This is a genomic window from Streptomyces noursei, from assembly GCF_016917755.1.
Classification (GTDB): Bacteria; Actinomycetota; Actinomycetes; order Streptomycetales; family Streptomycetaceae; genus Streptomyces; species Streptomyces yunnanensis.
In genome coordinates this window covers 619,127-639,642 of the sequence record NZ_CP070326.1, presented here as the reverse complement: position 1 = coordinate 639,642, position 20,516 = coordinate 619,127, and the positions used below count along the sequence as shown (strand labels likewise).

The 20,516-nt window shown below is 72.2% G+C and carries 21 protein-coding genes; 9 read left to right on the top strand and 12 right to left on the bottom strand.

What is annotated here, in order from left to right; translation table 11 throughout:
* Nucleotides 1–264 precede the first annotated feature (264 nt).
* A complete protein-coding gene (locus tag JNO44_RS02670; RefSeq protein WP_205360979.1) occupies nt 265–603 on the top strand; it encodes a DUF3040 domain-containing protein in 339 nt (112 codons plus the stop codon).
* A gap of 45 nt (nt 604–648) precedes the next feature.
* Here JNO44_RS02670 and JNO44_RS02665 read toward each other — a convergent pair whose 3' ends face one another.
* The 11 genes from JNO44_RS02665 to JNO44_RS02615 form a co-directional block, all read right to left on the bottom strand.
* A complete protein-coding gene (locus JNO44_RS02665) occupies nt 649–975 on the bottom strand; it encodes a hypothetical protein (RefSeq protein ID WP_039639178.1) in 327 nt (108 codons plus the stop codon).
* A 263-nt stretch (nt 976–1,238) separates the two neighbouring features.
* Nucleotides 1,239–1,520, bottom strand: a complete 282-nt coding sequence (locus JNO44_RS02660; protein ID WP_205360978.1) for an acylphosphatase — start codon at nt 1,518–1,520, stop codon at nt 1,239–1,241.
* Between the two features lie 145 nt (nt 1,521–1,665).
* Nucleotides 1,666–2,043, bottom strand: a complete 378-nt coding sequence (locus JNO44_RS02655; RefSeq protein ID WP_205360977.1) for a 5-carboxymethyl-2-hydroxymuconate Delta-isomerase — start codon at nt 2,041–2,043, stop codon at nt 1,666–1,668.
* 61 nt (nt 2,044–2,104) lie between these two features.
* Nucleotides 2,105–3,217 (bottom strand): prephenate dehydrogenase, encoded by a 1,113-nt coding sequence (locus JNO44_RS02650; protein ID WP_205360976.1) that lies wholly within the window; start codon nt 3,215–3,217, stop codon nt 2,105–2,107.
* 114 nt (nt 3,218–3,331) lie between these two features.
* Nucleotides 3,332–4,270: a DMT family transporter gene (locus tag JNO44_RS02645; protein ID WP_067356263.1), complete on the bottom strand. Its 939-nt coding sequence runs from the start codon at nt 4,268–4,270 to the stop codon at nt 3,332–3,334.
* A complete protein-coding gene (locus JNO44_RS02640; RefSeq protein WP_205360975.1) occupies nt 4,267–5,586 on the bottom strand; it encodes an aminotransferase-like domain-containing protein in 1,320 nt (439 codons plus the stop codon). Before JNO44_RS02640 ends, JNO44_RS02645 begins: the two co-directional genes overlap by 4 nt.
* Nucleotides 5,583–6,509 carry a phytanoyl-CoA dioxygenase family protein gene (locus JNO44_RS02635; protein ID WP_052287206.1) on the bottom strand — a complete coding sequence of 309 codons (927 nt, stop codon included), beginning with the start codon at nt 6,507–6,509 and terminating at the stop codon, nt 5,583–5,585. Before JNO44_RS02635 ends, JNO44_RS02640 begins: the two co-directional genes overlap by 4 nt.
* Nucleotides 6,506–7,666: an alpha-hydroxy acid oxidase gene (locus tag JNO44_RS02630; RefSeq protein WP_205360974.1), complete on the bottom strand. Its 1,161-nt coding sequence runs from the start codon at nt 7,664–7,666 to the stop codon at nt 6,506–6,508. The genes JNO44_RS02635 and JNO44_RS02630 overlap by 4 nt, the downstream gene beginning before the upstream one ends.
* On the bottom strand, nt 7,663–8,760 hold the full coding sequence (hppD, locus tag JNO44_RS02625; protein ID WP_205360973.1) for a 4-hydroxyphenylpyruvate dioxygenase: 1,098 nt from the start codon (nt 8,758–8,760) through the stop codon (nt 7,663–7,665). Before hppD ends, JNO44_RS02630 begins: the two co-directional genes overlap by 4 nt.
* 84 nt (nt 8,761–8,844) lie before the next feature.
* Nucleotides 8,845–9,561, bottom strand: a complete 717-nt coding sequence (gene dhaL, locus JNO44_RS02620) for a dihydroxyacetone kinase subunit DhaL (RefSeq protein WP_205360971.1) — start codon at nt 9,559–9,561, stop codon at nt 8,845–8,847.
* Nucleotides 9,562–9,895: 334 nt separating this feature from the next.
* On the bottom strand, nt 9,896–10,672 hold the full coding sequence (locus JNO44_RS02615) for an IclR family transcriptional regulator (protein ID WP_205360969.1): 777 nt from the start codon (nt 10,670–10,672) through the stop codon (nt 9,896–9,898).
* Between the two features lie 57 nt (nt 10,673–10,729).
* On the opposite strand from JNO44_RS02615, the gene dhaM reads away from it, so the two are divergent.
* The 8 genes from dhaM (at nt 10,730) to JNO44_RS02575 (ending at nt 17,578) form a co-directional block, all read left to right on the top strand.
* Nucleotides 10,730–11,122: a dihydroxyacetone kinase phosphoryl donor subunit DhaM gene (gene dhaM, locus JNO44_RS02610; protein WP_205360967.1), complete on the top strand. Its 393-nt coding sequence runs from the start codon at nt 10,730–10,732 to the stop codon at nt 11,120–11,122.
* Nucleotides 11,123–11,420: 298 nt separating this feature from the next.
* Nucleotides 11,421–11,852 carry a helix-turn-helix domain-containing protein gene (locus JNO44_RS02605; RefSeq protein WP_205360965.1) on the top strand — a complete coding sequence of 144 codons (432 nt, stop codon included), beginning with the start codon at nt 11,421–11,423 and terminating at the stop codon, nt 11,850–11,852.
* Between the two features lie 86 nt (nt 11,853–11,938).
* Complete coding sequence (locus tag JNO44_RS02600) at nt 11,939–12,841, top strand: alpha/beta fold hydrolase (protein WP_240167383.1); 903 nt, start codon at nt 11,939–11,941, stop codon at nt 12,839–12,841.
* A gap of 294 nt (nt 12,842–13,135) precedes the next feature.
* Nucleotides 13,136–13,390: a hypothetical protein gene (locus JNO44_RS43000; RefSeq protein ID WP_235092096.1), complete on the top strand. Its 255-nt coding sequence runs from the start codon at nt 13,136–13,138 to the stop codon at nt 13,388–13,390.
* A gap of 498 nt (nt 13,391–13,888) precedes the next feature.
* On the top strand, nt 13,889–15,112 hold the full coding sequence (locus tag JNO44_RS02590; protein WP_205360961.1) for a cytochrome P450: 1,224 nt from the start codon (nt 13,889–13,891) through the stop codon (nt 15,110–15,112).
* A 202-nt stretch (nt 15,113–15,314) separates the two neighbouring features.
* Nucleotides 15,315–16,244, top strand: coding sequence for an LLM class flavin-dependent oxidoreductase (locus JNO44_RS02585; RefSeq protein WP_205360956.1), 930 nt, complete (start codon nt 15,315–15,317; stop codon nt 16,242–16,244).
* Nucleotides 16,245–16,432: 188 nt separating this feature from the next.
* Complete coding sequence (locus JNO44_RS02580; protein ID WP_420882607.1) at nt 16,433–16,588, top strand: hypothetical protein; 156 nt, start codon at nt 16,433–16,435, stop codon at nt 16,586–16,588.
* A gap of 105 nt (nt 16,589–16,693) precedes the next feature.
* Complete coding sequence (locus JNO44_RS02575; RefSeq protein ID WP_205360954.1) at nt 16,694–17,578, top strand: SAM-dependent methyltransferase; 885 nt, start codon at nt 16,694–16,696, stop codon at nt 17,576–17,578.
* Nucleotides 17,579–17,624: 46 nt separating this feature from the next.
* On the opposite strand, the gene secD is transcribed toward JNO44_RS02575, so the two are convergent.
* Complete coding sequence (gene secD / locus JNO44_RS02570; RefSeq protein WP_205360952.1) at nt 17,625–19,955, bottom strand: protein translocase subunit SecD; 2,331 nt, start codon at nt 19,953–19,955, stop codon at nt 17,625–17,627.
* Between the last annotated feature and the right edge of the window lie 561 nt (nt 19,956–20,516).

Below are 20,516 nucleotides of genomic sequence, written 5' to 3'. Positions count from 1 at the left end.
GTCGTGCTGTCGATGCCGGTGCGGAGGCCCGTGCGGCGACGCCGTCGGCCCATTCCGTTGCCGCGGTCGGAACGGTGTCGTGATGAGCCCGTGACGGCGGTATCGGCGCAGGTCATCGCCGTTGCGGCGATGTCTGGCCGGGCACCGGACGGCACGCGGAGCGGGGCGGTGGCCGGGGCGCACCGATTGCCTGGTCGGCGGGCCGGGCTCACAGTGGGAGGCAGCGTGGAAGGAGCGGGGGCGGTCTCACGGAGGAGTACCGCTATGACTGAGGCACTCTCCCGCCGGGAGCAATTCCTCCTGGCACAGATCGAACAGGACCTGAGTGCGGAGGACACGGAGCTGGACCGGCGCCTGACGACCATGCGCTGGGACGTCCCGCCGCCGCAGGAACCGCAGTCGGAAGGGCCGGGCGGCGTTCCTGCCGTGCGTGCGCTGGGCGTGTTGTTGCGGGGCCTGTTGGCCTCGGCCGCCTCGGCCTCCGTGACGGCGATGACCTCGGTGTGCGCGTCACTCTGGGGCCTCACGCTGGCCTGCCTGGCCCGGCTCGTGGGCCGGTGGGCGAGGCCGTTGAGCACGGACGATCCGGAGCCGGCGGACTGACCGCGGGAGCACAGGCGAGCGCCGAGGGCCGAAGGGGCAACCGCGTCAACGGCCGAGGGCCCTGCGCAGCTCCTCCTTGTTCATCGACGACCGGCCGTCGATGTGCCGCCGCCTGGCCTCCTCGTACAGCTGGTCCTTCGTGGGCCCCTGGGCGCCCTGGTGCGAGCGCTCGCCGCCGCGCTGCGAGGCGGACTTGGGGTCCTGGGTCGAGACCCGGCTCGCGGTCCGGGACTCGCCGGCACGCGCCCGTTCCTTGTTCACCGTCCGTGCCGCGATCTCCTTGGCCCGCTCGGGGGACTCGCCCCTCCGCTCCGCGCTCTCCTTGATGTGTTCGTACTGACGCTCACGCTTCCTGCTCGAACCGGCGGGCATGGGAATCTCCTCGCTCTGTCTGTGGTGTCCGGGACCGGCGGCGTCGGCCGGCGCCGATGGATGTCCGGGGCCTGCGGGCCGGTTTCTTCCTGGTGTCCGGACTGTGCCTGGCGCCGGTGTCGCGCGACCGCGATGCCCGGGCGCCGCACCTGACCGGCGGGCAGTGCCCCGCATCAGTTCACCGCCGATGGTGTGGCGGCGCTACTCCAGGCGGCGTCCGAGAGGGCTGGCCGGGCGATGCGCCGTGCAGGGGACGTGGGGCTTCACACGCGAGGAGTGGGGAGGACCTCGAAACCGCTCAGGCGCTCCGGCTCCTCGTCCTGCACCTCGACCTCCGTCACGGCCGCGGCCGGGGGCCCCTGGTGCGCCCAGTCGACCATCCTCGTGACGCGGTCCTCAGGGCCTTCGAAGACCGCCTCGACGTCCCCGCCGGGCAGGTTGCGCACCCACCCGGTGACGCCCTGTGCAACAGCGTTCCGGCGGCAGGTGTCCCGAAAGAAGACTCCCTGTACCCGCCCGGACACGATGACGTGCTTCCGCACCATGGGCAGGACTGTAGGGCAACGGGCCGGGCGGCAGTACGACACCGCGGCGACCGGCGTGCCTCCGGCTGGCTGCGGGACTGCCCGCCGGGGTGCGGCCGAGGGCCTGGACGGTCGTCCAGGCCCTCGGCGAGGAGGTGGGGAAGCGTCACCGTTCGGTGCCGGCCGGCGTCACGTGTTTGGTGTAGGCCGCGTCGAGATCGCGGACCTCGACGGAGGCGTGCACGGTCAGCTGCGTCGCCGCTGCCGTGTGGGCGCGTACCAGGTCCAGCACCGCCTGGCCGAGTGCGGTCTTGGTATCCGTGGTGCGGCCCGGCAGGATCGCGAAGTCCACGTGGATCAGGGCCTGTCGGGGAGCGTCATGGGCGATGACCACCTCCTCGACGCAGCGGAAACGGGTCTTGCAGCTCTCGATGGTGATGCCGTCGACGGTCTTCGCGGCGAGCGCGTGCAGCTCGTGCGCGAAGCGGCGGGTGTCCAGGAACTCGCGCAGGGCCGCGTCGTGGTCGACGAGGATGTGCGGCATGGGGATCTCCTTCCGAGGGGGCGGGTGGGCAGTGGTGCGGAGGGATGCCGTGGCCGGGCCGTCAGCGGACCGCCCAGCCGCGGTTGCGGAGGGCCTCGGTGAGTGGGCGTGCCACGTCCGGGGCGACCTTGAGCCGTACGGAGCCGGACGGGGCCGACGAGGACCGGGGGCCCGGCACGGTCGCGCCCTCCAGGTCGAGCCCCTCCAGGTGCAGTTGCGCCTCGTCCACGTCGTCGAGGAGCCGGGCGAGCGGCCGGCCGTGGTCGCCGAGGGCGACCGAGAGCACGGTGTGGGGGTGTGCCGCGGTGCCGCCGTAGGAGGGCGCGATGCGGGTACGCCCCTCGACGCCGCGGCGCAGCAGCGCGGTCAGGTCCGCCAGCGCGTCGGTCGTGGCGTCCGGCTCCCGGTCGGTGGCGGACAGGCGGGACAGGGCGTGCGCGGCGGTCGCCAGGTCCGCGCTGAGTTCGGTCAGGAGCGGGGTGAGGGCGGCGGCGTTGGCGGCGAGGATGTCGGCCCAGAGCCCGGCGTCGCCGGACGCGACCCGGGTGGCGTGGCCCATGCCGCGCCCGGCGAGCCGGACCGCGTACTCCTCGCCGTCCCGCAGCCGGGCGGCGGTGAGCGCCGCCATGAGGTGGGGGAGGTGGGAGACCAGGGCCACGGCGCGGTCGTGGTCGGGCGGATCCAGCAGCACCGGCACGGCGCCGCAGAGCGAGACGAGTTCCAGCGCGCGGTTGAGCGCGGACTCACGGGTCTCCGGGGTGGGGGTGAGCACCCAGTGGTGGTCCTGGAAGAGGTCGGCGCGGGCCGCGAGCGGGCCGGAGCGTTCCCGGCCGGCCAGCGGGTGCCCGCCGATCAGGGCGGTGGTGTCGCAGCCGAGGGCCAGGCACTCGGCGTGCGGCAGGGCCTTGACGCTCGCCACGTCGGTGTAGACGCGGGCCAGTCCGGCCTTCTGGTGGTCGGCGACGGCCCGGGCGGTGTGCGACGGCGGGACGGCGATCACGGCGATGTCCACCGGTTCGGACGGGGGCCCGGGGATGCCGGCGCCGCGCGCGGCCGCGATCCGGACGCGCTCGGGATCGTGGTCGATCAGATGGGTGGTCACTCCGCGTGCGGTCAGTGCCAGGGCGATGGAGGTACCGATGAGACCGGTGCCGACGACTGCGGCGGTGTCCAAGGTGGCGCTCCTCGGCCGTGAGGGGGGGGCGGGTGGCAGAGCAGGGCGGTGTGCGGGTGTCCCGGGCCCGGCCGGGACGGCGGACGGGCGGGCCCGGGACGGTCGGTGTGCGGTTCAGCGGTCGGCCGGGGCCGGTGCCGCGGGCTCCTGGGCCGGAGCCGGTCTGCCGGTCACCCGCCGGACCAGCGACGGGTTGACGACCATCACCAGGTTGCCGAGGAGGATCAGTGCGACGCCCGCCAGGTCCCGGGCCGTCCAGGTGAACTTCTCGAAGACCGTGGACAGCAGCAGCGCCACGATCGGGAAGAGCACCATCGCGTAGGCGGCGCGCTCACCGCCGATCCTGCCGAGCAGGGTGAGATAGGCGCCGAAGCCCACCACCGACCCGAAGACGGCGAGATAGAGCAGTGAGCCGGTGTACTTCAAGGTGGGCTGGAACAGCGCGCCGCCCCCGAAGATCGCGGCGAACGGGGCCATCAGCAGCGCCCCGTACGCCATGGCGTAGCCGGTGCCCTGCACCACCGGGATGCCCGCCGCCTGGGTCTTGCCGGAGACCACATTGCCCAGGCAGAAGACCAGGGTGCCGATCACCGAGAGGACGACGCCCTGGCCCGAACCGGAGGACAGGCCGAAGTTCTGGAACTCCGGCCAGAACACCGTGACGATCCCCAACAGCCCGACGGCCCCGCCGACCAGCATCTTCGCGGTGATGGTGCGCCGGAAGAAGACCCGGGCGAAGACCATGTTCACCAACAGGGACATGGCGAAGATGATCGACACCAGACCGGTGGTCAGATGCTGTTCGGCGAAGTAGAAGCAGACGAAGTTGGTGGAGAACATCAGCGCGCCCATGAGGACGAACTGGCCGTGCACCCGCAGCGGATAGCGCAGCGGCAACCCGCGCAACCGGGCCCAGGCCAGCAGGATCACGGCGGCCAGCGCGAAGCGGTAGGCGATCGATGCCGTGGGGTGCACGTCCCCCAGCTGCCCCTTGATGGCCAGCCAGGTGGAGCCCCAGATCAACACCGTCACGACGTACAGGACGGCGTTCATCCGCAGCTCCGTTCCAGCAGCCCGGCCAGCCGGCGGGCGCCCTCGGCCACTTGATCCGGCGTCAAATAGCTGAGGGAGAGGCGCATTTGGTGACGGCCGCCGTCACCCTCGGGATAGAAGTAGCTCATCGGTGTCCAGACCACTCCGTGCTCGCGGGCGGACTCTTCCAGCAGTGCATTGTCCGCCGGAACCGGGAGGTTCAGGGTGAGAAAGAAGCCACCCGCCGGAGTGTTCCAGCTGATTCCGGCCGCCTCGCGCCGGTCCCGGGGCAGCAGCCGGTCGAGGTTGTCGAGCAGGATCCGCAGGTTGGACTGGTAGAAGTCGGCGGCGGGTTTGTTGGCCTCCCGCAGCCGGTAGTCGTGGCTGACCAGCATGCCGCCGATGACCGCCTGGCTGAGCGCCGGGGTGTTCACCGTCACCATGCCCTTGATCTTCGACAGTTCGTCGGCCAGCAGGGTGCGGCTGCCGTCCGGGGCCTGAACCTGCTGGTCGGCGACCACATAGCCGACCCGGGCGCCCGGGAAGCAGGTCTTGGCGAACGAACCGAGGTAGATCACCCGCTGCCGGTCGTCCAGCGCCTTGAGCGTGGGCAGGCCGCTGCCCGTCGGCGTGAAGAACCCGTACGGGTTGTCCTCCAGGACGAGCAGGTCCTCGGCGTCCGCCGCCGCCAGCAGCCGGCGGCGCCCGGCGACCGGCAGACAGGTGCCGGTCGGGTTGGAGAAGTCGGGCACCACGTAGAACGCCCGCGGCCGCTTCCCGGCGGCGCGCAGCTCGGCGACCGTCCGCCGCAGGACGTCCGGATCACACCCCTCCGGCCCCTCCGGGACGTGCACGGTCTCGATGTCCAGCAGCCGGGCGGCGCCGGTGATGCCGACGTAGCACGGCGAGGACACCAGCAGGACGTCCGCGGGGTCGGCGAACAGGGCGCGCAGGACGAGGAACATCCCCTCCTGGGCGCCCACCGTGACCACCAGGGACTCCGGGTCGGCGGTGATGCCCTCGTCGTTGCGCAGGGCGCGGGCGACCAGTTCGTGGATCTGGCCGTTGGTGCGCCCGTACTGGAAGAGCAGGGTGCGGACCTGGTCCGGGGAGCAGCCGCGCTCCTCGGTGAGGTACCGCTGGTAGGCGGTGAGGTAGTCGCCGATCTGCTCGACCTCGAAGAGCCCCTCGTACGGGCGGCCCGGGCCGAAGGAGATCGCCTCCGGGTAGCGGGAGGTGACCTCGTTGAGGAAGTTCATCACCTCCATCAGCGGATCGGCGAGCGAACCGTGCAGGCCCTGGGCCGGCAGCACGGTGGTGGGAGGTTCCTGGCTCACCTGGCGTCCTCCCACAGGACCGGGCAGAAGTCCGGGTCGCTGTAGTCGGGGTTGCCGTTGGCGTCCTTCCGGACGAGCACGTCGTTGTTGTAGACCACCAGGTCACCGTCGGTCAGCTGGTAGGGGCGCCACTGGTTGGTGCGGTCCTGGAGGTGGAAGGAGATGGCGCGACGGGGCCGGTCGCTGACGTTGTAGCCGCTGCCGTGGTAGGTGCGGCAGTGGTGGAAGCTGATGTGTCCCTTCGGGATGGTCACGGGCACCTTGCGGACCTCCGCGTTGTTGAAGGCGGCGTTCTCCGCAAGCATGTCCTCGAGCTCGGAGCGATCGCGATCGGCGAAGTGGCGACTGGTGGAATCGTCGCCGCCGGTCTCCTTCCAACGGTGGCTGCCGTCCACCATCGTGATGGTCCCCATCTCCTCGCCGCAGTCGTGGAAGGGGATGAAGGCGGTGAGCATCTCGTCGGAGGAGCAGGTCTGCCAGTAGTGGCGGTCGAAGTGCCAGGGCACGATGTTGCGCTCGTCGTCCATCCGCTGCGGCTTGTGGATCAGGGTGCTGTTCCACAGCCGTATCTGACCGGTCTGCGCGATCCGCGCCGCGACCGCCGCGATGAGCGGCTTGGAGAGGATGGAGCGGATGGTGTCGTCCTCGTAGAAGATGTAGTCGTTGTGCCGGTGCACATCGCCCTTCTCCGGCTCCCAGTAGGCCAGCCGCGGCGGTCGGGTCGGCAGGGTGCGGTCCCGGTGGCCGGCGTAGAAGCGGTCGGCCGCGGAGTCCAGCAGATCGACCTCCTCGTCGGTGAGCAGCTTCTTGGACAGGTACCAGCCGTGCTCCTGGTAGAACTGCACTTCCTCTTCGGTCGGCAGCAGTTCCTGCTCGGCGGGGGTCAGCGTGAAGCGGGTGTCGTTCGGAGCGGTGTCGGTCATGCCAATTCCCTGTCGTCGTCGGTGCGGTGGGGGGAGAGGTGTGCGGAGCGGTGGAGCAGGTCCGGGGCGATCGCGTCGAGGCGGGGCCGGCCGGTCAGCGCCATCGCCTCTTCCAGTTCTTCCCGGAGGGCGGACAAAACCTGCGTGGCGCCGGCCTCGCCGTCGACGGCCAGGCCCCACAGGACGGGGCGGCCGACCAGGACCGCGCGGGCCCCGAGCGCCAGTGCCTTCAGCACGTCCGTCCCGCGGCGGACGCCGCCGTCGACGAGGACGTCGCACCGGTCCCCGGCCGCCGCGACGACCTCCGGGAGCGCCTCCAACGCCGGTACGACACCGTCGAGTTGGCGTCCGCCGTGGGTGGAGACGATCAGGCCCGCCACCCCGAGTCCGGCCGCCCGTCGGGCGTCCTCCGCGGTCAGGACGCCCTTGAGTACCAGTGGCAGATCGGTCAGCGACCGCAGCCACGCCAGATCGTCCCAGGTGAACGCGGCGTCGTGGTGCCGGGCGGCGTGTGCGGCGAGCGTGGAGCTGCCGGAACTGCCCTGGTACAGCCCGGGATCGTGGTCCTCGTCGAGGTTGGCGGGGCGGATGTGCGGCGGCAGACGGAAGCCGTTGCGCAGATCGCGCTCCCGACGGGCCATCCGCGGGGTGTCGACGGTGACCACCAGGGCCTGGTAGCCGGCGGCCTCGGCCCGGCGCACCAGGGACGCGGTGACCTCCCGGTGGCGCATCACGTACAGCTGGAGCCACAGCGGTCCGGCGGCGGCCCCCGCGATCTTCTCCAGCGAGACGCTGGAGAAGGTGCTGGCGATGGTGAGCGCGCCCACCGTACCGGCCGCGCGCACGGTGGCGGTCTCGCCGTCCGGGTGGACCAGTTGGTGGTAGGCCATGGGCGCGATGCCCACCGGAAACGCCACCGGACGGCCGAGCAGGGTGGTCGCCGTATCGCAGCGGGAGACGTCGACCAGGGCGCGGGGACGCAGTCGGTAGCGGTCGTAGGCCGCACGGTCCTCGCGCAGGGTGACCTCGTCGCCGCTGCCGCCGGCGATGTAGTCCCACACCGGCCGGTCGAGCCGGGCGCGGGCCGCCGATGCGTAGTCCCGCGGGTTCAGCAGCAGTTCGGGCCGGGTGGCGCGGGAGGCGGTCGGCGCGGTCACCCGCCGACCCTCGCCGCGGCGCCCGCCGGTACGGCGCTGTCGGCGCGCTCCCGCTCGACGGCCTCGTAGAGGGCCTTGATGTTGCCGCTGCCGAAGGTGCGGGCGTCGAGCCGCTGGATCAGCTCGAAGAACACCGTACGGCGGGCGTAGGGGGAGCGGGTGAAGACCTGCACCAGCTGGCCCCACTCGTCCCGGTCGGCCAGCAGGCCGAGGTCCTGGAGGACCGCCGGGTCGATGCCCACCTCGATGCCGCGCGCGGCCAGCGAGGCGTAGTAGCCGGCCGGCGTGGAGAGCAACTCCACGCCGGAACTGCGGAGTTCGCGGGCGGCGGTGACGATGTCGTCGGTGCCGTAGGCGACGTGCTGGACGCCCGGGCCGTCGAAGCCGTCGAGGAAGTCGTTGAGCTGTCCGCGGTTGCTGGTCGGGTCGGGCTCCACCATGGTGAAGGTGATGCCCCGGGTCGCGTCCTGGACGACCTTGGAGGCCATGGCCTGGCCGCCGACGACGATGTACTCGTCGTAGGTGTGCTTCAGGCCGAGTGCCCGCCCGTAGAAGTCGACCATGGTGTCCAGCGAGCCGGGGCGCAGGCACATGGCGAGGTGGTCGACGGAGCGCAGCAGCCCGGGGTCGGGCGCTCCGTCGTCGACGGGCAGGTACCGCTGCGGCAGGAACGGCCCTTCGGGGTCGTCGCGCTGGACGAAGGTGTGCACCAGGTCGTTGGTCGCGGCGATGGTGGCCCGGACGACCCGGCCGCCGGCGTCCTCGAACGTCTCGGGCTCGGACACCGCGTCGGCGCCCGCGGCCACCGCAGTTGCGAAGTCGCCGGCCGCGTCGGTGGACCGCAGGGCCACGTCCCGCACGCCGTCGCCGTGCTTGCGGACGAAGTGCGAAGCGGCGTGGTCGGCGTGCAGGGCCGAGGTCAGCACCAGGCGGACCCCGCCGTGGGCCAGGACCAGCGAGCGGGCGCCGGCGAGCCCGGTGAGCGGGCCGGCCTCGGCCACCACACGGAATCCGTAGGTGCCGCAGTAGTAGTGGGATGCCTGGTTGACGTCTCCGACGAAGAACTCGACGTGGTCGACGGAATGGGCGGTCACACTGATCCAATCTCTCGTGCGGAAGGGTGTGGTGGCGCACCGGACCGCCCCGCGGCGGAACGCAGCGGGGAGCCGGCCACGAGGTCAGGGCGAGGAGTTCGCCGGTGTCCCCGCCGCTTCGGCGAGGGCCCGGAAGACGTAGCAGGCCGAGGTGGCGCCGGGATCCTGGTGGCCGATGCTGCGCAGCCCCAGGTAGGAGGCCCGGCCCTTCCGGGCCTGGAGCGGGATGGTGGCCTGCATGCCGGCCTCGGCGGCCCGGGCCGCGGCGCACGCGGCGGCGGGCAGGCCGGCACCGGCCTCCGCGGCGGCCCTGAAGGCGCCGATCGCGGGGGAACAGGCATCGATCATGGTCTTGTCGCCGGGCACCGCCGCGCCCAGGCGCTGCATGGTGGCGAGCGCGGCGGTGAGGCCGGCGGCGAACCGGCGGGTGCCGACCTCGGGCTCGGTGCCGAGGGCCGCTCCCAGTGTGCGGAAGGCGCCCCCGTACAGCGGCCCGGAGGCACCTCCGACGGTGGAGATCAGCGTCTCGCCCGCGGCGGACAGCGCCGTGCCGGGCGAGGCGGGCGGTTGTGACGGGGCGTCCAGGGCGACGCGCACCGCGCTGAAGCCACGGGCCATGTTGGCCCCGTGATCCCCGTCCCCAATGGCGGAGTCGAGGTGGATGAGGTGGTCCTGGTGCTGATGCATGGCCGTGCTGACGCGCCGCAGCCAGTCGAGAACGAGGGAGTGGTCCAGCGCGTCCCGACCGGGCGCATTCGCACGGCCGTGTAACGTGCCGCGGTCCCTCTCAGGCTCCCGCATGGCAGGTGCTCCTTCGATCCCCCGTGCCGCAGCAATCGACGGCTAATGGATTACCAACGCATTACCGAAAGGCGTTCGGCATTACCGAATGCCGATAGGAAGCAAAACGCAGTGCCCCCGGTTGCGTCAAGGTTTTCTCGCACAAGCGAGCGGAGGCTTAACGGATCGGAAGGTGAACGGCGGCCGATGGAAGGCGAGTTGGTGAATCAGGGGTGACATGGGGGAGTGGCGGGCTCGGGTGGGGTGGCGGCCGGGTGGGCGTCGATCGGGTGCGCCCCGCCGGCCGTCGGTCCCGTGGCCCGTGTCTGGTGGCCCGGTCATCCGACGCGCGGGCTCAATTGCAGGCCCGCAGACCGGCGTTGCGCGGCGCGCCGAGATCCCTCGACAGGCTGCGAGCGACCTCCCGCACCGCAATGGCGTGTTCCTGGCGTGCGTTTTCGGCCAACAGTCTCTCGATCGGGCCCACCAGCCCCAGTCCGCCGACCACTTCACCGGTGCGGTCGAAGACCGGCGCCGCGATCCCCGCGTCGCCGAGCGTCAACTCGTTCTCGTCCAGCGCGTATCCGGTCTCCCGCACCCGGTCCAACTGCGCCTGCAGCTCCGCCGGGTCGTCGAGACTGGAGCCGGTGACCCGCGGCAACTCGCCCGTCAGCAGTGCGGTACGGCGTTCGGCGGGCAGGAAGGCCGCGATCGCCTTGCCCAGCGCACAGGCGTTCCACGGCAGACTGGCCCCCGTCTCCAGGACCTGCATCGCCCCGCCTGGCCGGAACGCATGGTGCACCACCAGCACATGGCCATCCGTCAGAATGCCGGTCCAGACGGCCGCGTCCGCCTGGGTGGCGAGCCGGTCGGCCCAGGTCGCCGCGCGGGTGCGCAGCTCGTGCGAGTCCAGGTAGGCGTTGCCCAGCGTCACCAGTCCGGGCCCCAGTTGGTACTTGCCGGACTCGCGGTCCTGGACGACCAGCCCCTCCGCCTCCAGGGTGCGCAGCAACGCGTGGGCGGTCGGCTTGGCGACTCCGATCCGGTCGGCCAGTTCCGTCACGCCCAACCGCGGGGTCGCCGTGGCGAGTTCCCGCAGCACATGGATCGCCCTGTGCACCGCCTGGACCATGAACCGCTCCTCGGTCAGTATTGCTGAACGGCGTTCCGAACCGTAGGGTCCCTGTTCATGACACCGCTGGTTGGCATCGTACTTGTGTCGCACCGTGCGGAGATCGCCCTGGGGGTACGGTCCCTGGTCGCTGAGATGGCCGGCGCCGAGGTCATCGTCGCCGCGGCGGGCGGTACCGACGACGGCGGTACCGGTACGAGCTACGCCCGCATCCTGGAGGCCCTGCACAGCACCTCCACCGATGCCGGCGTACTGGTTCTGCCCGACCTCGGCAGCTCGGTGCTCACCACGCGCCTGGTGTTGGACGACCACCCCGGCATCCGTGCCGTCCTCGCCGACGCCCCGTTCGTCGAGGGTGCCGTCGCCGCCGCCGTCACGGCCGCGACGGGCGCCGCCCTGCCCACCGTCGCCGAGGCCGCGGAACAGGCCCGCCGCATCAGCAAGTTCTGACGGGAGCAGCGGACCGCACGGACCACCGACGCCGTCCCCGTGATGCGCGCCCCGTCATGGACGGCACCAATGACCGCCATCGGAACTGCGTCATTGCCCCGGCGGCCTCGGTCGATCAAGGCGGGCACAGGTCGATGTGGCTCCCGCCTACAGGCTGGCCGCCCTCGAAGGCGTCAACGAGGCGCGAACCGCACTCGCCGGCGTCCTCGACCCCCTCGCCTTCTCGACTCCCTAACCTTCCTCGTGTTCCGCAAAGTTCCCTATGGATCTGCAGAGTGGGGAAGGTTAGGGTATTTTTATGAGTGATCGCTTCTACTCCGTCGAGCAGGTGGCCGAGCACCTCGGGCTGCATGTGCGCACCGTCCGCAACTACGTGCGCGACGGGCGGCTCCCCGCCGTCCGGATCGGCAAGCAGTACCGCATCGCGCACGAGGACCTGGAGACCTTCACCGGCCGCCCGGTGCCCGCACCCGATCACGGAACGGCCGTGCGGCAGCGGCATACCGAGGTGTCGAGCATCGTGGAGATCGAGGACATCGACTCCAGGACGGTCGACCGCCTGACCTCGCTGCTCATGACCGCGGCCGCGGGTCGCGGCCCGGGGGAGCGTCCGCTGCGGATCGAGACGGTGCATGACCGGGACCGGGCCCGGTTGAAGGTCATCGTCCTGGGCGGAGTGGCCGACACGGCACGGCTGTTGGACTACATGGAGGGGGTGCTCGCATCGTGAGCACGAGCGAGACCGCAGGCGAGGGCATGGGGGCAGACATGGGAACAGGCATGGGGGCCGGCATGGGAACAGGCACGGGAGCCGGCATGGGAATGGGGAAGGGGGCGGGCGCGAGCGTGGACCCGAGCGCGGACACGAGCGTGCTCTACAAGTCCGAGGCCGGGGAGCTGGAGATCCTGCGTCGCTATCGGGCGGCGCTGGATGCCTGGCCCGTCCCGGCCGAGCACCTGCGGGTGCCGACCCGCCAGGGGGAGACGTTCGTCGTGGTCTCCGGGCCGCCGGACGCACCGCCTGTGGTGCTGCTGCACGGTTCGGGCGCGAACACGTCGACGTGGTGGGACGATGTCGCCGCCTGGTCCAGGCACTTCCGCACCTACGCCGTGGACGTCATCGGGGAGCCGGGCTTCAGCGCGCCCGCCCGGCCGCCGCTGGCCTCGGACGCCCCCGCACAGTGGTTGGACGACGTGTTGGACGGGCTCGGCATCGCCCGGGCAGCCATCGTGGCGGCTTCCCTCGGCGGGTGGTGGGCACTGGACTACGCCCGCCGCCGACCGGAGCGGGTGACGCGGCTGGCGCTGTTGTGCCCGGGGGGCCTGGGGCGTCAGAAGGCGGGCTGGCTGCTCAAGACACTGCTGTTGCGCGCCCTCGGACGCAAGGGCGTCGAGCGTTCGGTGCGCACGACGACCGGCCTGGAAGACCCGAAACTCCAGCCCGTCCTCGACACCGTGATCCTCACCTTCACGCACTTCAAGCCGCGGACCGAGCGGCTGCCGGTCGTCCCGGACGAGGCGCTGCGCCGCCTCGCCATGCCGATGTTGGTCATCGCCGGGGAGCGGGACGCCCTGTTCGACTCCGCGGAGACCGCCCGGCGGGTGCGCAGGTGCGCACCACACGCGACGGTGCGCCTCCTGCCGGAGGCCGGACACGCACTCCTCGGGCAGACCGACACCGTCCTGGAGTTCTTGCGGGGGCCGGCTGCCGGGCGGTAGGCGGCCTGGGGCGGCCACGGAAAACCGGCTGCCGAGGCAGGGGCGGCAACAGGTAGAAACGTAGGCATGACGGTCTTTTACTGCGCGAAGTGCGCCACGCCTCTCACCACGGAACTCCAGCGGCTGCCTGCGGTTCCGGACGTCTCGACTGACGAGAAGGACCGTGACAAGAAGACCTTGCTGGCGCCGTCCACGGTGCCGCGGGGTCAGTACGCGATCGACCCGGAGCCCTGGGGCGCGCCTTTCGAACCTGCCGGGAACGAGTCCGGACGTTCGGCTGACGATCGATCTCTGATGACCCCGTCTGCCTGGGGCGATGTGGTCTCCGCCGGTCCCAGGCACTCTGCGATCGTCCACCCGGAAGACGTCCCGACCCTGACCCTGGCCGACTGCGACCGGCCCCATCGGGGCTGTTGCGGCCCCCGGGGCACCGGCGGCCGCAACATGGCCTGCAGCTGCGGGACCCTCGTCGCCACCCTCGTCGCGGACTGCATGGGGCCGCACGAACTCCATCTCGATCCGATACGGGTGTATGCCTGGGACGGCTGACTGATAGGCGTCGCATCTGGGGGTCCGGTACGAGGCCGGAGGCAGGACGAGCGCCACGAGGATGCGGGGCTGTACCGAGCGATGCGGGGCAGCGGCGTCGTCGCCAGGTCGCCCACTCCTGCACGGCGAAGCGGTCGCCGACTCGGCGCACTTCGGCTGCGCCCGGCCCGGGGAGATGCGCGGGGAACAACAGGGCACCCCGGTCCGCGGCCTCCCCGAGCACTCGGCGTCGGGTGTTCCGCGCGCGGGGTTCGTCCTCGTCGAAGCCGGGGGAGTCGTCCGGCTCCGCGATCTGCAGGGGGCTGTGCACCAGGTCCCCGACGAACACCGCTCGCTCCGTGCCCGACCGCAGCCACACGACCGACGGGTGTCCAGCCACGGACCTGACTGGCTCGGACGACAGCGGGTCGGGCGTCGGCAGTCATGCGCCCCCTGCGCACCCGCGCACCCTGGAGGCTCTCTGGACGCGCCCGCGCTCCGCCCTTAGCGTCACGCATCGTGACTAGCATCCCGCAGCCTCCTGACATCCTGTCACCAGAGTTCGCGATCGACCCCTACCCGGCGTACCGCGTGCTGCGCGAGCACTATCCGCTGCTGCACCACAAGGGCACCGACAGCTATCTGCTCTCCCGCTACGAGGACGTGGAACGGGCCTTTCGCGAGCCGGTGTTCACCAGTGACAACTACTCCTGGCAGCTCGAACCGGTCCACGGCGGACGCACACTGCCGCAGATGAGCGGCCGTGAACACGCCGTTCGCCGCGCCCTGGTGGCGCCGGCCTTCCGCGGCCGGGAACTGCGCGAGACGTTCCTGCCCCTCATCGAGCGGAACGCCCGGGAACTGATCGACGCCTTCCGCGGGGCGGAAGAGGTGGATCTGGTGGCGCAGTTCGCCACCCGCCTCCCGATCAACGTGATCGTCGACATGCTCGGACTGGACCGTGCCGACCACGACCGTTTCCACGGCTGGTACACCGCGGTCGTCGCCTTCATCTCCAACCTCGCCCAGGATCCCGGGATCGCGGCGGCCGGCCGGCACGCGGGCGACGAACTCGCCGCGTATCTGCACCCGGTCATCCGGGAACGGCGTGCCGCGCCCGGCGACGACCTGCTCTCCAGGCTGTGCACCGCCGAGGTCGAGGGCGTCCGGATGACCGACCAGGACATCACCTCGTTCGTCAGCCTGCTGCTGTCCGCGGGCGGCGAAACCTCGGACAAGGCCATCGCCCTGCTCGTCCGCAACCTGCTGGCGCACCCCGATCAATGGGCCGCGGTACGCGCCGACCGATCGCTGATACCCGTCGCCTTCGCCGAGACGCTGCGCCACACCCCACCGGTCCAGATGATCATGCGTCAGCCCGCCGAGGACGTCACGCTCAGCGGCGGGACCGTACCCGCGGGCGCCACCGTCGTCTGCCTGATCGGCGCCGCCAACCGCGACCCCCGCCAGTACTCCGAGCCCGACGCCTTCGACGTCTTCCGCACCGACCTCAACCCGGACAGTGCCTTCAGCGCCGCCGCACAGCACATCGCCTTCGGCCTCGGCCGGCACTTCTGTGTGGGCGCCCTGCTCGCCAGGGCCGAGGTCGAGACCGGGATCAACCAACTCCTCGACGCCTTCCCCGACCTGCGGTTCGCGGACGGCACTGCACCCGGCGACGCCGGCGTCTTCACCCGCGGGCCACAGCAGTTGCGGCTACGCCTCCGGGCCGGCGCGCCCTGACAGGTCCCACAGCCGGCAGCCGGGGATGCACAGGCATCGCACCGACCGCCCGGCCGCCCACGGGTCCACCGGGCCCACCCCGGCCACCCGGCCGTGGGCGGCAGGCAGTCGGCCCATCCGCCGATGCGTCGGTGCCCACCGGGGATGTTCGCCCCCCGCGGAACGGCCTTCACCTGCCCGGCAATGACCCTAGTGTTCGACCATGTCGACACCAGTTGTATCAGTGCAGGCGGTGCCCCAAGACGGCCCTTCCTGGGCAGCATTGGCTGCCCGCGTGGAAGCGGCCGGATACGACGCACTGCTTGCGGCAGACCATCCTGGCGCGGTCGCGTCCCCGTACGTCGCCCTGGCCGCCGCTGCGGCCGTCACCGAGCGCCTCGGCCTTGGCTCCTATGTCTCCCAGGCAGGAATCCGCGAACCGCTGTTGCTCGCCTCCGACGTCGCGACCTTGGACGTTCTCTCCGGCGGACGCGCACGGCTGGGAATGGGAGCCGGCCACACCCCCGCCGAATGGGCCATGCTCGGAAAGGAGCGGCCCGGCGTCGCCGGACGCGTACGCCGCTTCGTGGCCGTGGCCGAAACCTGCCGTGCACTCCTCGCGGGCGAGACGGTCACTCTCGACGGCCCCGAAATCCGCGCGCACCGAGCCCGGCTCACCGCCCCCCTGCCGATCCAGCAACCGGTGCCCTTCACCTTCGGCGGCGGCAACTCCACCCTTCTTCGATGGGCCGGAAAGCATGCGGAGGTGGTGGCCCTGAGCGGACTGGGCCGCACCCTGTCCGACGGCCACAGCCATGAAGCGCGGTGGAACGGCGAAGACATCGACAAACAAGTGGCCATCATCGAACAAGGAGCCAGCGGCCGGGCGACGGCCCCCGTCCGTGAAGCACTCGTCCAGATCGTCGAGGTCACCGACGACGCCGAGAGCGCCGCACACCGGCTCGCCCAGCTCTACGACACCACCGCGGCCAACGTGCTGCAGTCGCCCTATGCCTGGGTCGGCACGGTGCAGGAAATCGCCACCGCCATAGCCACCCACGAACGCCGGTGGGGCATCACCCGTTACGTCGTCAGGGAACGCCATCTGGACGGTGCCGACCGCGTCTTCGCTCATCTCTCCCGCGGCCGCTGAGCCTCGCCGCCGCGATCCGTATGAGCCCGCCCGCCTGCGCGATTGAGTAGTTGCACCGATGCGCGGACCGGCCTCGGCGCATTTGGCTCTGATCCATGAACGCAAACCCGGGCGGACCGCAGCGCGACCCGCGGTGGTGGTTGCCACCGCTGCTGGGCGCTTCCGCGCTCTTCCCCTGAGGAGCACGTATGAACCTCCGTGACGACGCCCGCGCCCTCTCCGACGACCTCGTACGACTGCGCCGCACCCTGCACCGCCGCCCCGAGGCCGGCCTCGATCTGCCCCGGACGCAGGAGGCGGTGCTGGCAGAGTTGGCCGCCCTCCGGGCGACGACGGGAAGGTGACGGCAGGGCCTAGGTGCTTGCACGGCCCCGTCATCGGGATCAGAGTGACGAGATCGTATCCGCGTCCGATTTTCCCGGCCTGTCCGTGACGGTGGAGGAGTGCCCATGCTGGAGTTCGAGCAGTGGGACATCGTCACCGGGGTGGGGCTGACCGCACTCGGCGTCGCGGCCGGGCGGGCGCTGGAGACCGAACGTGCCGACCGCCTGGTCAGCGACCCCTACGCCGACGCCTTCCTGACGGCGGCGGACGCACCGGTGCCGGTGCCGCGGCGCAGGGCGGACGCCGCGCGGCTGTCCGCCGTCGCGCGCGACATGTGGACCTCGATGGCGGACTACCTCGGCGTCCGCTCCCGGTTCTTCGACCGCTTCCTGATGACGGCGGCGGCCGGTGGCATCACCCAGGTGGTGGTGTCGGCCGCCGGGCTGGACGTGCGGGCCTTCCGGCTGGAGTGGCCGCCGGGCGTCGAGCTGTTCGAGATCGACCAGGCACGGGTGCTGGAGTTCAAGGACGGCGTCCTCGACCGCCTCGGCGCCCGGCCCCGCTGCGGCCGGCACGTGGTCCCGGTCGATCTGCGGGACGACTGGCCGGCCGCCCTCCGGGACGCCGGCTTCGACCCCGGCCGGGCGACCGCATGGCTGGCCGAAGGGCTGCTGCCCTTCCTGCCCGCCGCCGCGGAGCAGCTGTTCTTCGACCGCATCGGCCGGCTGTCCGCGCCCGGCAGCCGGCTGACCGCCGAGCACCTCGCGCCGAGCGTCCGACCGCTCGTCGAGGAGCCGGCGTTCCGCGCGGCCACCCGCGCACTGGGCGTCGACCTCGCCGATCTGTGGCACTTCGACGGCAAGGCGGATCCCGGCGGGGCGCTGACCGCCGACGGCTGGGACGTGCGGTCCGTCCCGGCGCACCAGGTCGCCGCCGCGTACCGGCGGGAGCTCCACGGTGTGATGGGGCGCACCGTGGAGCACAGCCGCCTCCTCACCGCCGAGCGGTAGCGCGCGCCGGCGGGGAGGCGCCCCGGCCGAGGCCCGGCCTCAGGGGTCAGACCCGGGCACCACTGTCCCGCCGGTCGCGTCCGCCGTCGCGCCCCGTCGTGCGGCGGGCCGTCCGCCGCGGCGACGCCCCGTCGTGCCGTTCCAGGACGACCGCCAACGGGGTCGCGGTGAACACCGACGAGTACGTGCCGACGGTGATGCCGATCAGCAGGGCGAGCGCGAAGTCGGTCAGCGAGTCGCCGCCCAGCACGGCGAGCGCGGCCAGGATGAACACCGCTCCCATCCCGGTGTTGACGGTGCGCGGCACGATCTGCAGCACCGCGGTGTTGGCGAGGTCCGCGAACTCCGGGGCGCCGCGCGCGCCGGCCCGGAGTTCGCGGATGCGGTCGAAGACCACCACCGAGTCGTTGACGGAGTAGCCGATGACGGTCAGCAGGGACGCCAGGAAGACGCCGTCGAGGGACTTGCCCAGCCAGGCGAACACCCCGACGAGGATGAGGACGTCGTGCGCCATGGCGACGACGGCCGACAGCGCGAAGGTCCACCGGAAGCGCACCGCGAGATAGACCAGCTGCGCGGCGAGGGCGAGGCCGAGGGCCACCAGCGCACCGCGGCGCAGTTCGTCGCCCAGGCTCGGGCCGATCAGCTCGTCCCGCACCTTCTCCGCTCCGCCGCCGAGCTCGTCGACCACCCGGTCCGTGGTGCGCAGTTGCGCCGCGGAGAGCCGCTCGGTGCGCACCGTCAGGGCGTCGTCGCCGGAGGTGGTGACCTGGGCCCGGTCCAGGCCCGCGGTGCCGAGCGCGGCGCGGGCCCGCTCGGCGTCCACCGGCCGGGTGGTGGTGTACTCGATCATCCGCCCGCCGGTGAACTCCACGCCGTAGTCGAGACCGCGGACGGCGATGCCGGAGACGGCGAGGAGCAGGGCGACGCCGCTCAGCGCCAGCCAGCGGCGCCGGTGGCGCAGCAGGTCCGGCCGGCGTCGGGCGAGCCAGGACCGGACCCGGCCGAGCCCGGCCAGACCGGTCAGGCGCGGGCGGCGCCGGACCGGCGGCAGCGCCACCGCGCACTCCGCCAGCACCCGGGTGATCAGCAGCGCGCTGACCATCGACGCGGCCACGCCGATGCACAGGGTGACGCCGAAGCCGCGCACCGGCCCGGAGGCGAAGAAGAACAGCAGCACCGCGGCGAGCAGGGTGGTGACGTTGGAATCGGCGATGGCGCTGAAGGCGTTGCGGAAGCCGGCCGCGAGGGCGCTGCGCAGGGTGCGCGGACGCGTGGGGGGACCCGCCGCGTACTCCTCACGGGCGCGTTCAAAGACCAGCACGTTGGCGTCCACGGCCATGCCCACCGCCAGCACGAAACCGGCGAGGCCGGGGAGGGTGAGGGTCGCGCCCAGGGCGAGCAGCGCCGCGTAGGAGATCAGCGCGTAGCAGGCGAGGGCCAGCGTGGCGAGCGCGCCGAGCAGACGGTAGACGACGGTGATGAACACGGCCGTGAGGGCGACCCCGAGGGCCGCGGCCTGGGCGCTGGAGGTGATCGCCAGGGCGCCCAGGGTCGGGCCGACGGCGCGTTGTTCGACGATGTCCACCGGTACCGGCAGCGCCCCGCCGTTGATCAGCAGCGCCAACTCCTGCGCCGCGCGCTGGTCGAAGCCGCCGGTGATCCGCGTCGTCCCGCCGGTGATGCCGACACCGCAGGCCACGGACGATTCGACCTGTGGCGACGAGATGATCTTGCGGTCCAGGACGATGGCCGCGCGGCGGGCCGGATCGTGCGGCGCGGCGCAGGCCGCCGTGCCGGTCAGCCGGGCCCAGGCGCGCTCGCCGGTGCCGCGCAGGCTGAGCCCGACGGACCAGCCGCTGCCGCTCTCGGCGTCGAACTCCGCCTCGGCGCGGTGCACTTCGGCGCCCGTCAGGGCCGGCGGCCCCAGTCGCAGCGGGGTGCCCGTGTCGTCGGGGAGGACGGGGCCGGCGTCGGGGTCGGCGGGGTCGGACCGGGGTCCGGGGCCGGTGCCCAGGACCGGGTGCACGGTGAGCTGGGCGGTGCGTCCGAGGACCGCGGCGGCCTCGTCGGGGTCGTCGAGGCCGGGCAGTTCGACGACGATGCGGTGGTCACCGGCGCGGGCGAGGTGCGGTTCGCTCACCCCGAGGGCGTCCACGCGTCGGCGGAGCACCTCCAGCGTGCGGTCGGTGGCGTCCCGGTCGGCCTGGGCGGTGGGGGAGTCGCGGGTCTCCAGAACGAGTTGGGTGCCTCCGCGCAGATCGAGACCGAGCCGCACGGGCTGGGTCAGCGCGAGGAACGTGGACAGGGCAAGGATCGCGAGCGCGAGCAGCGCCCGCACCCTTGTGGCGCGGGTCAAGGTGCCTCCAGCAGGCATGCACGGGCCGCGGGTGCGGCCCCGACGGGTGGATGTGCGGATGAGCTGGAGGCGGGGGCGGGGCACGGTCCCGGCACCGGCCGGCGTAGGTGGCCGCATCGGCGGTGACGGTGCCGGGCGGCGCGGTGTGCGGCGCGGGGCGCGACGCGCCCGCGCAGGCGAGCAGGGGCAGGGTGCCGGGCGCCGGCGCGGGGCCCGGGAGGTGACGGATCGTCGGGCAGGCGAGGTGGGGGAGGCCGTGGTCGGCGGTGTCCCGGGGTGCGGTGTGGTGTACGCAGGCCACGCCGGAGGTGGCCGGGTAGGCCGTCGCCGGCGGTGTGCCGGCAAGCCCGGGGAGGAGCAGAACGACCGCGGCCAGGAAGGCGAGCAGGGCGGATCGGCGCCGCCGCGCCAGATGAGCAGACACAGTACGCAAACCCTCCCTTAGCGACACTCTGCCATGGATGCCGCTCCCGGTGCCCGCCGGGGCCGGCCCCGGCGCACTGCAGCGCGGAGCGGCGCAGCAGTGGACGGCCGGCGCTCCGGGCGCGCTGCGGTCAACGCACTAGGGTAGAAACGGAA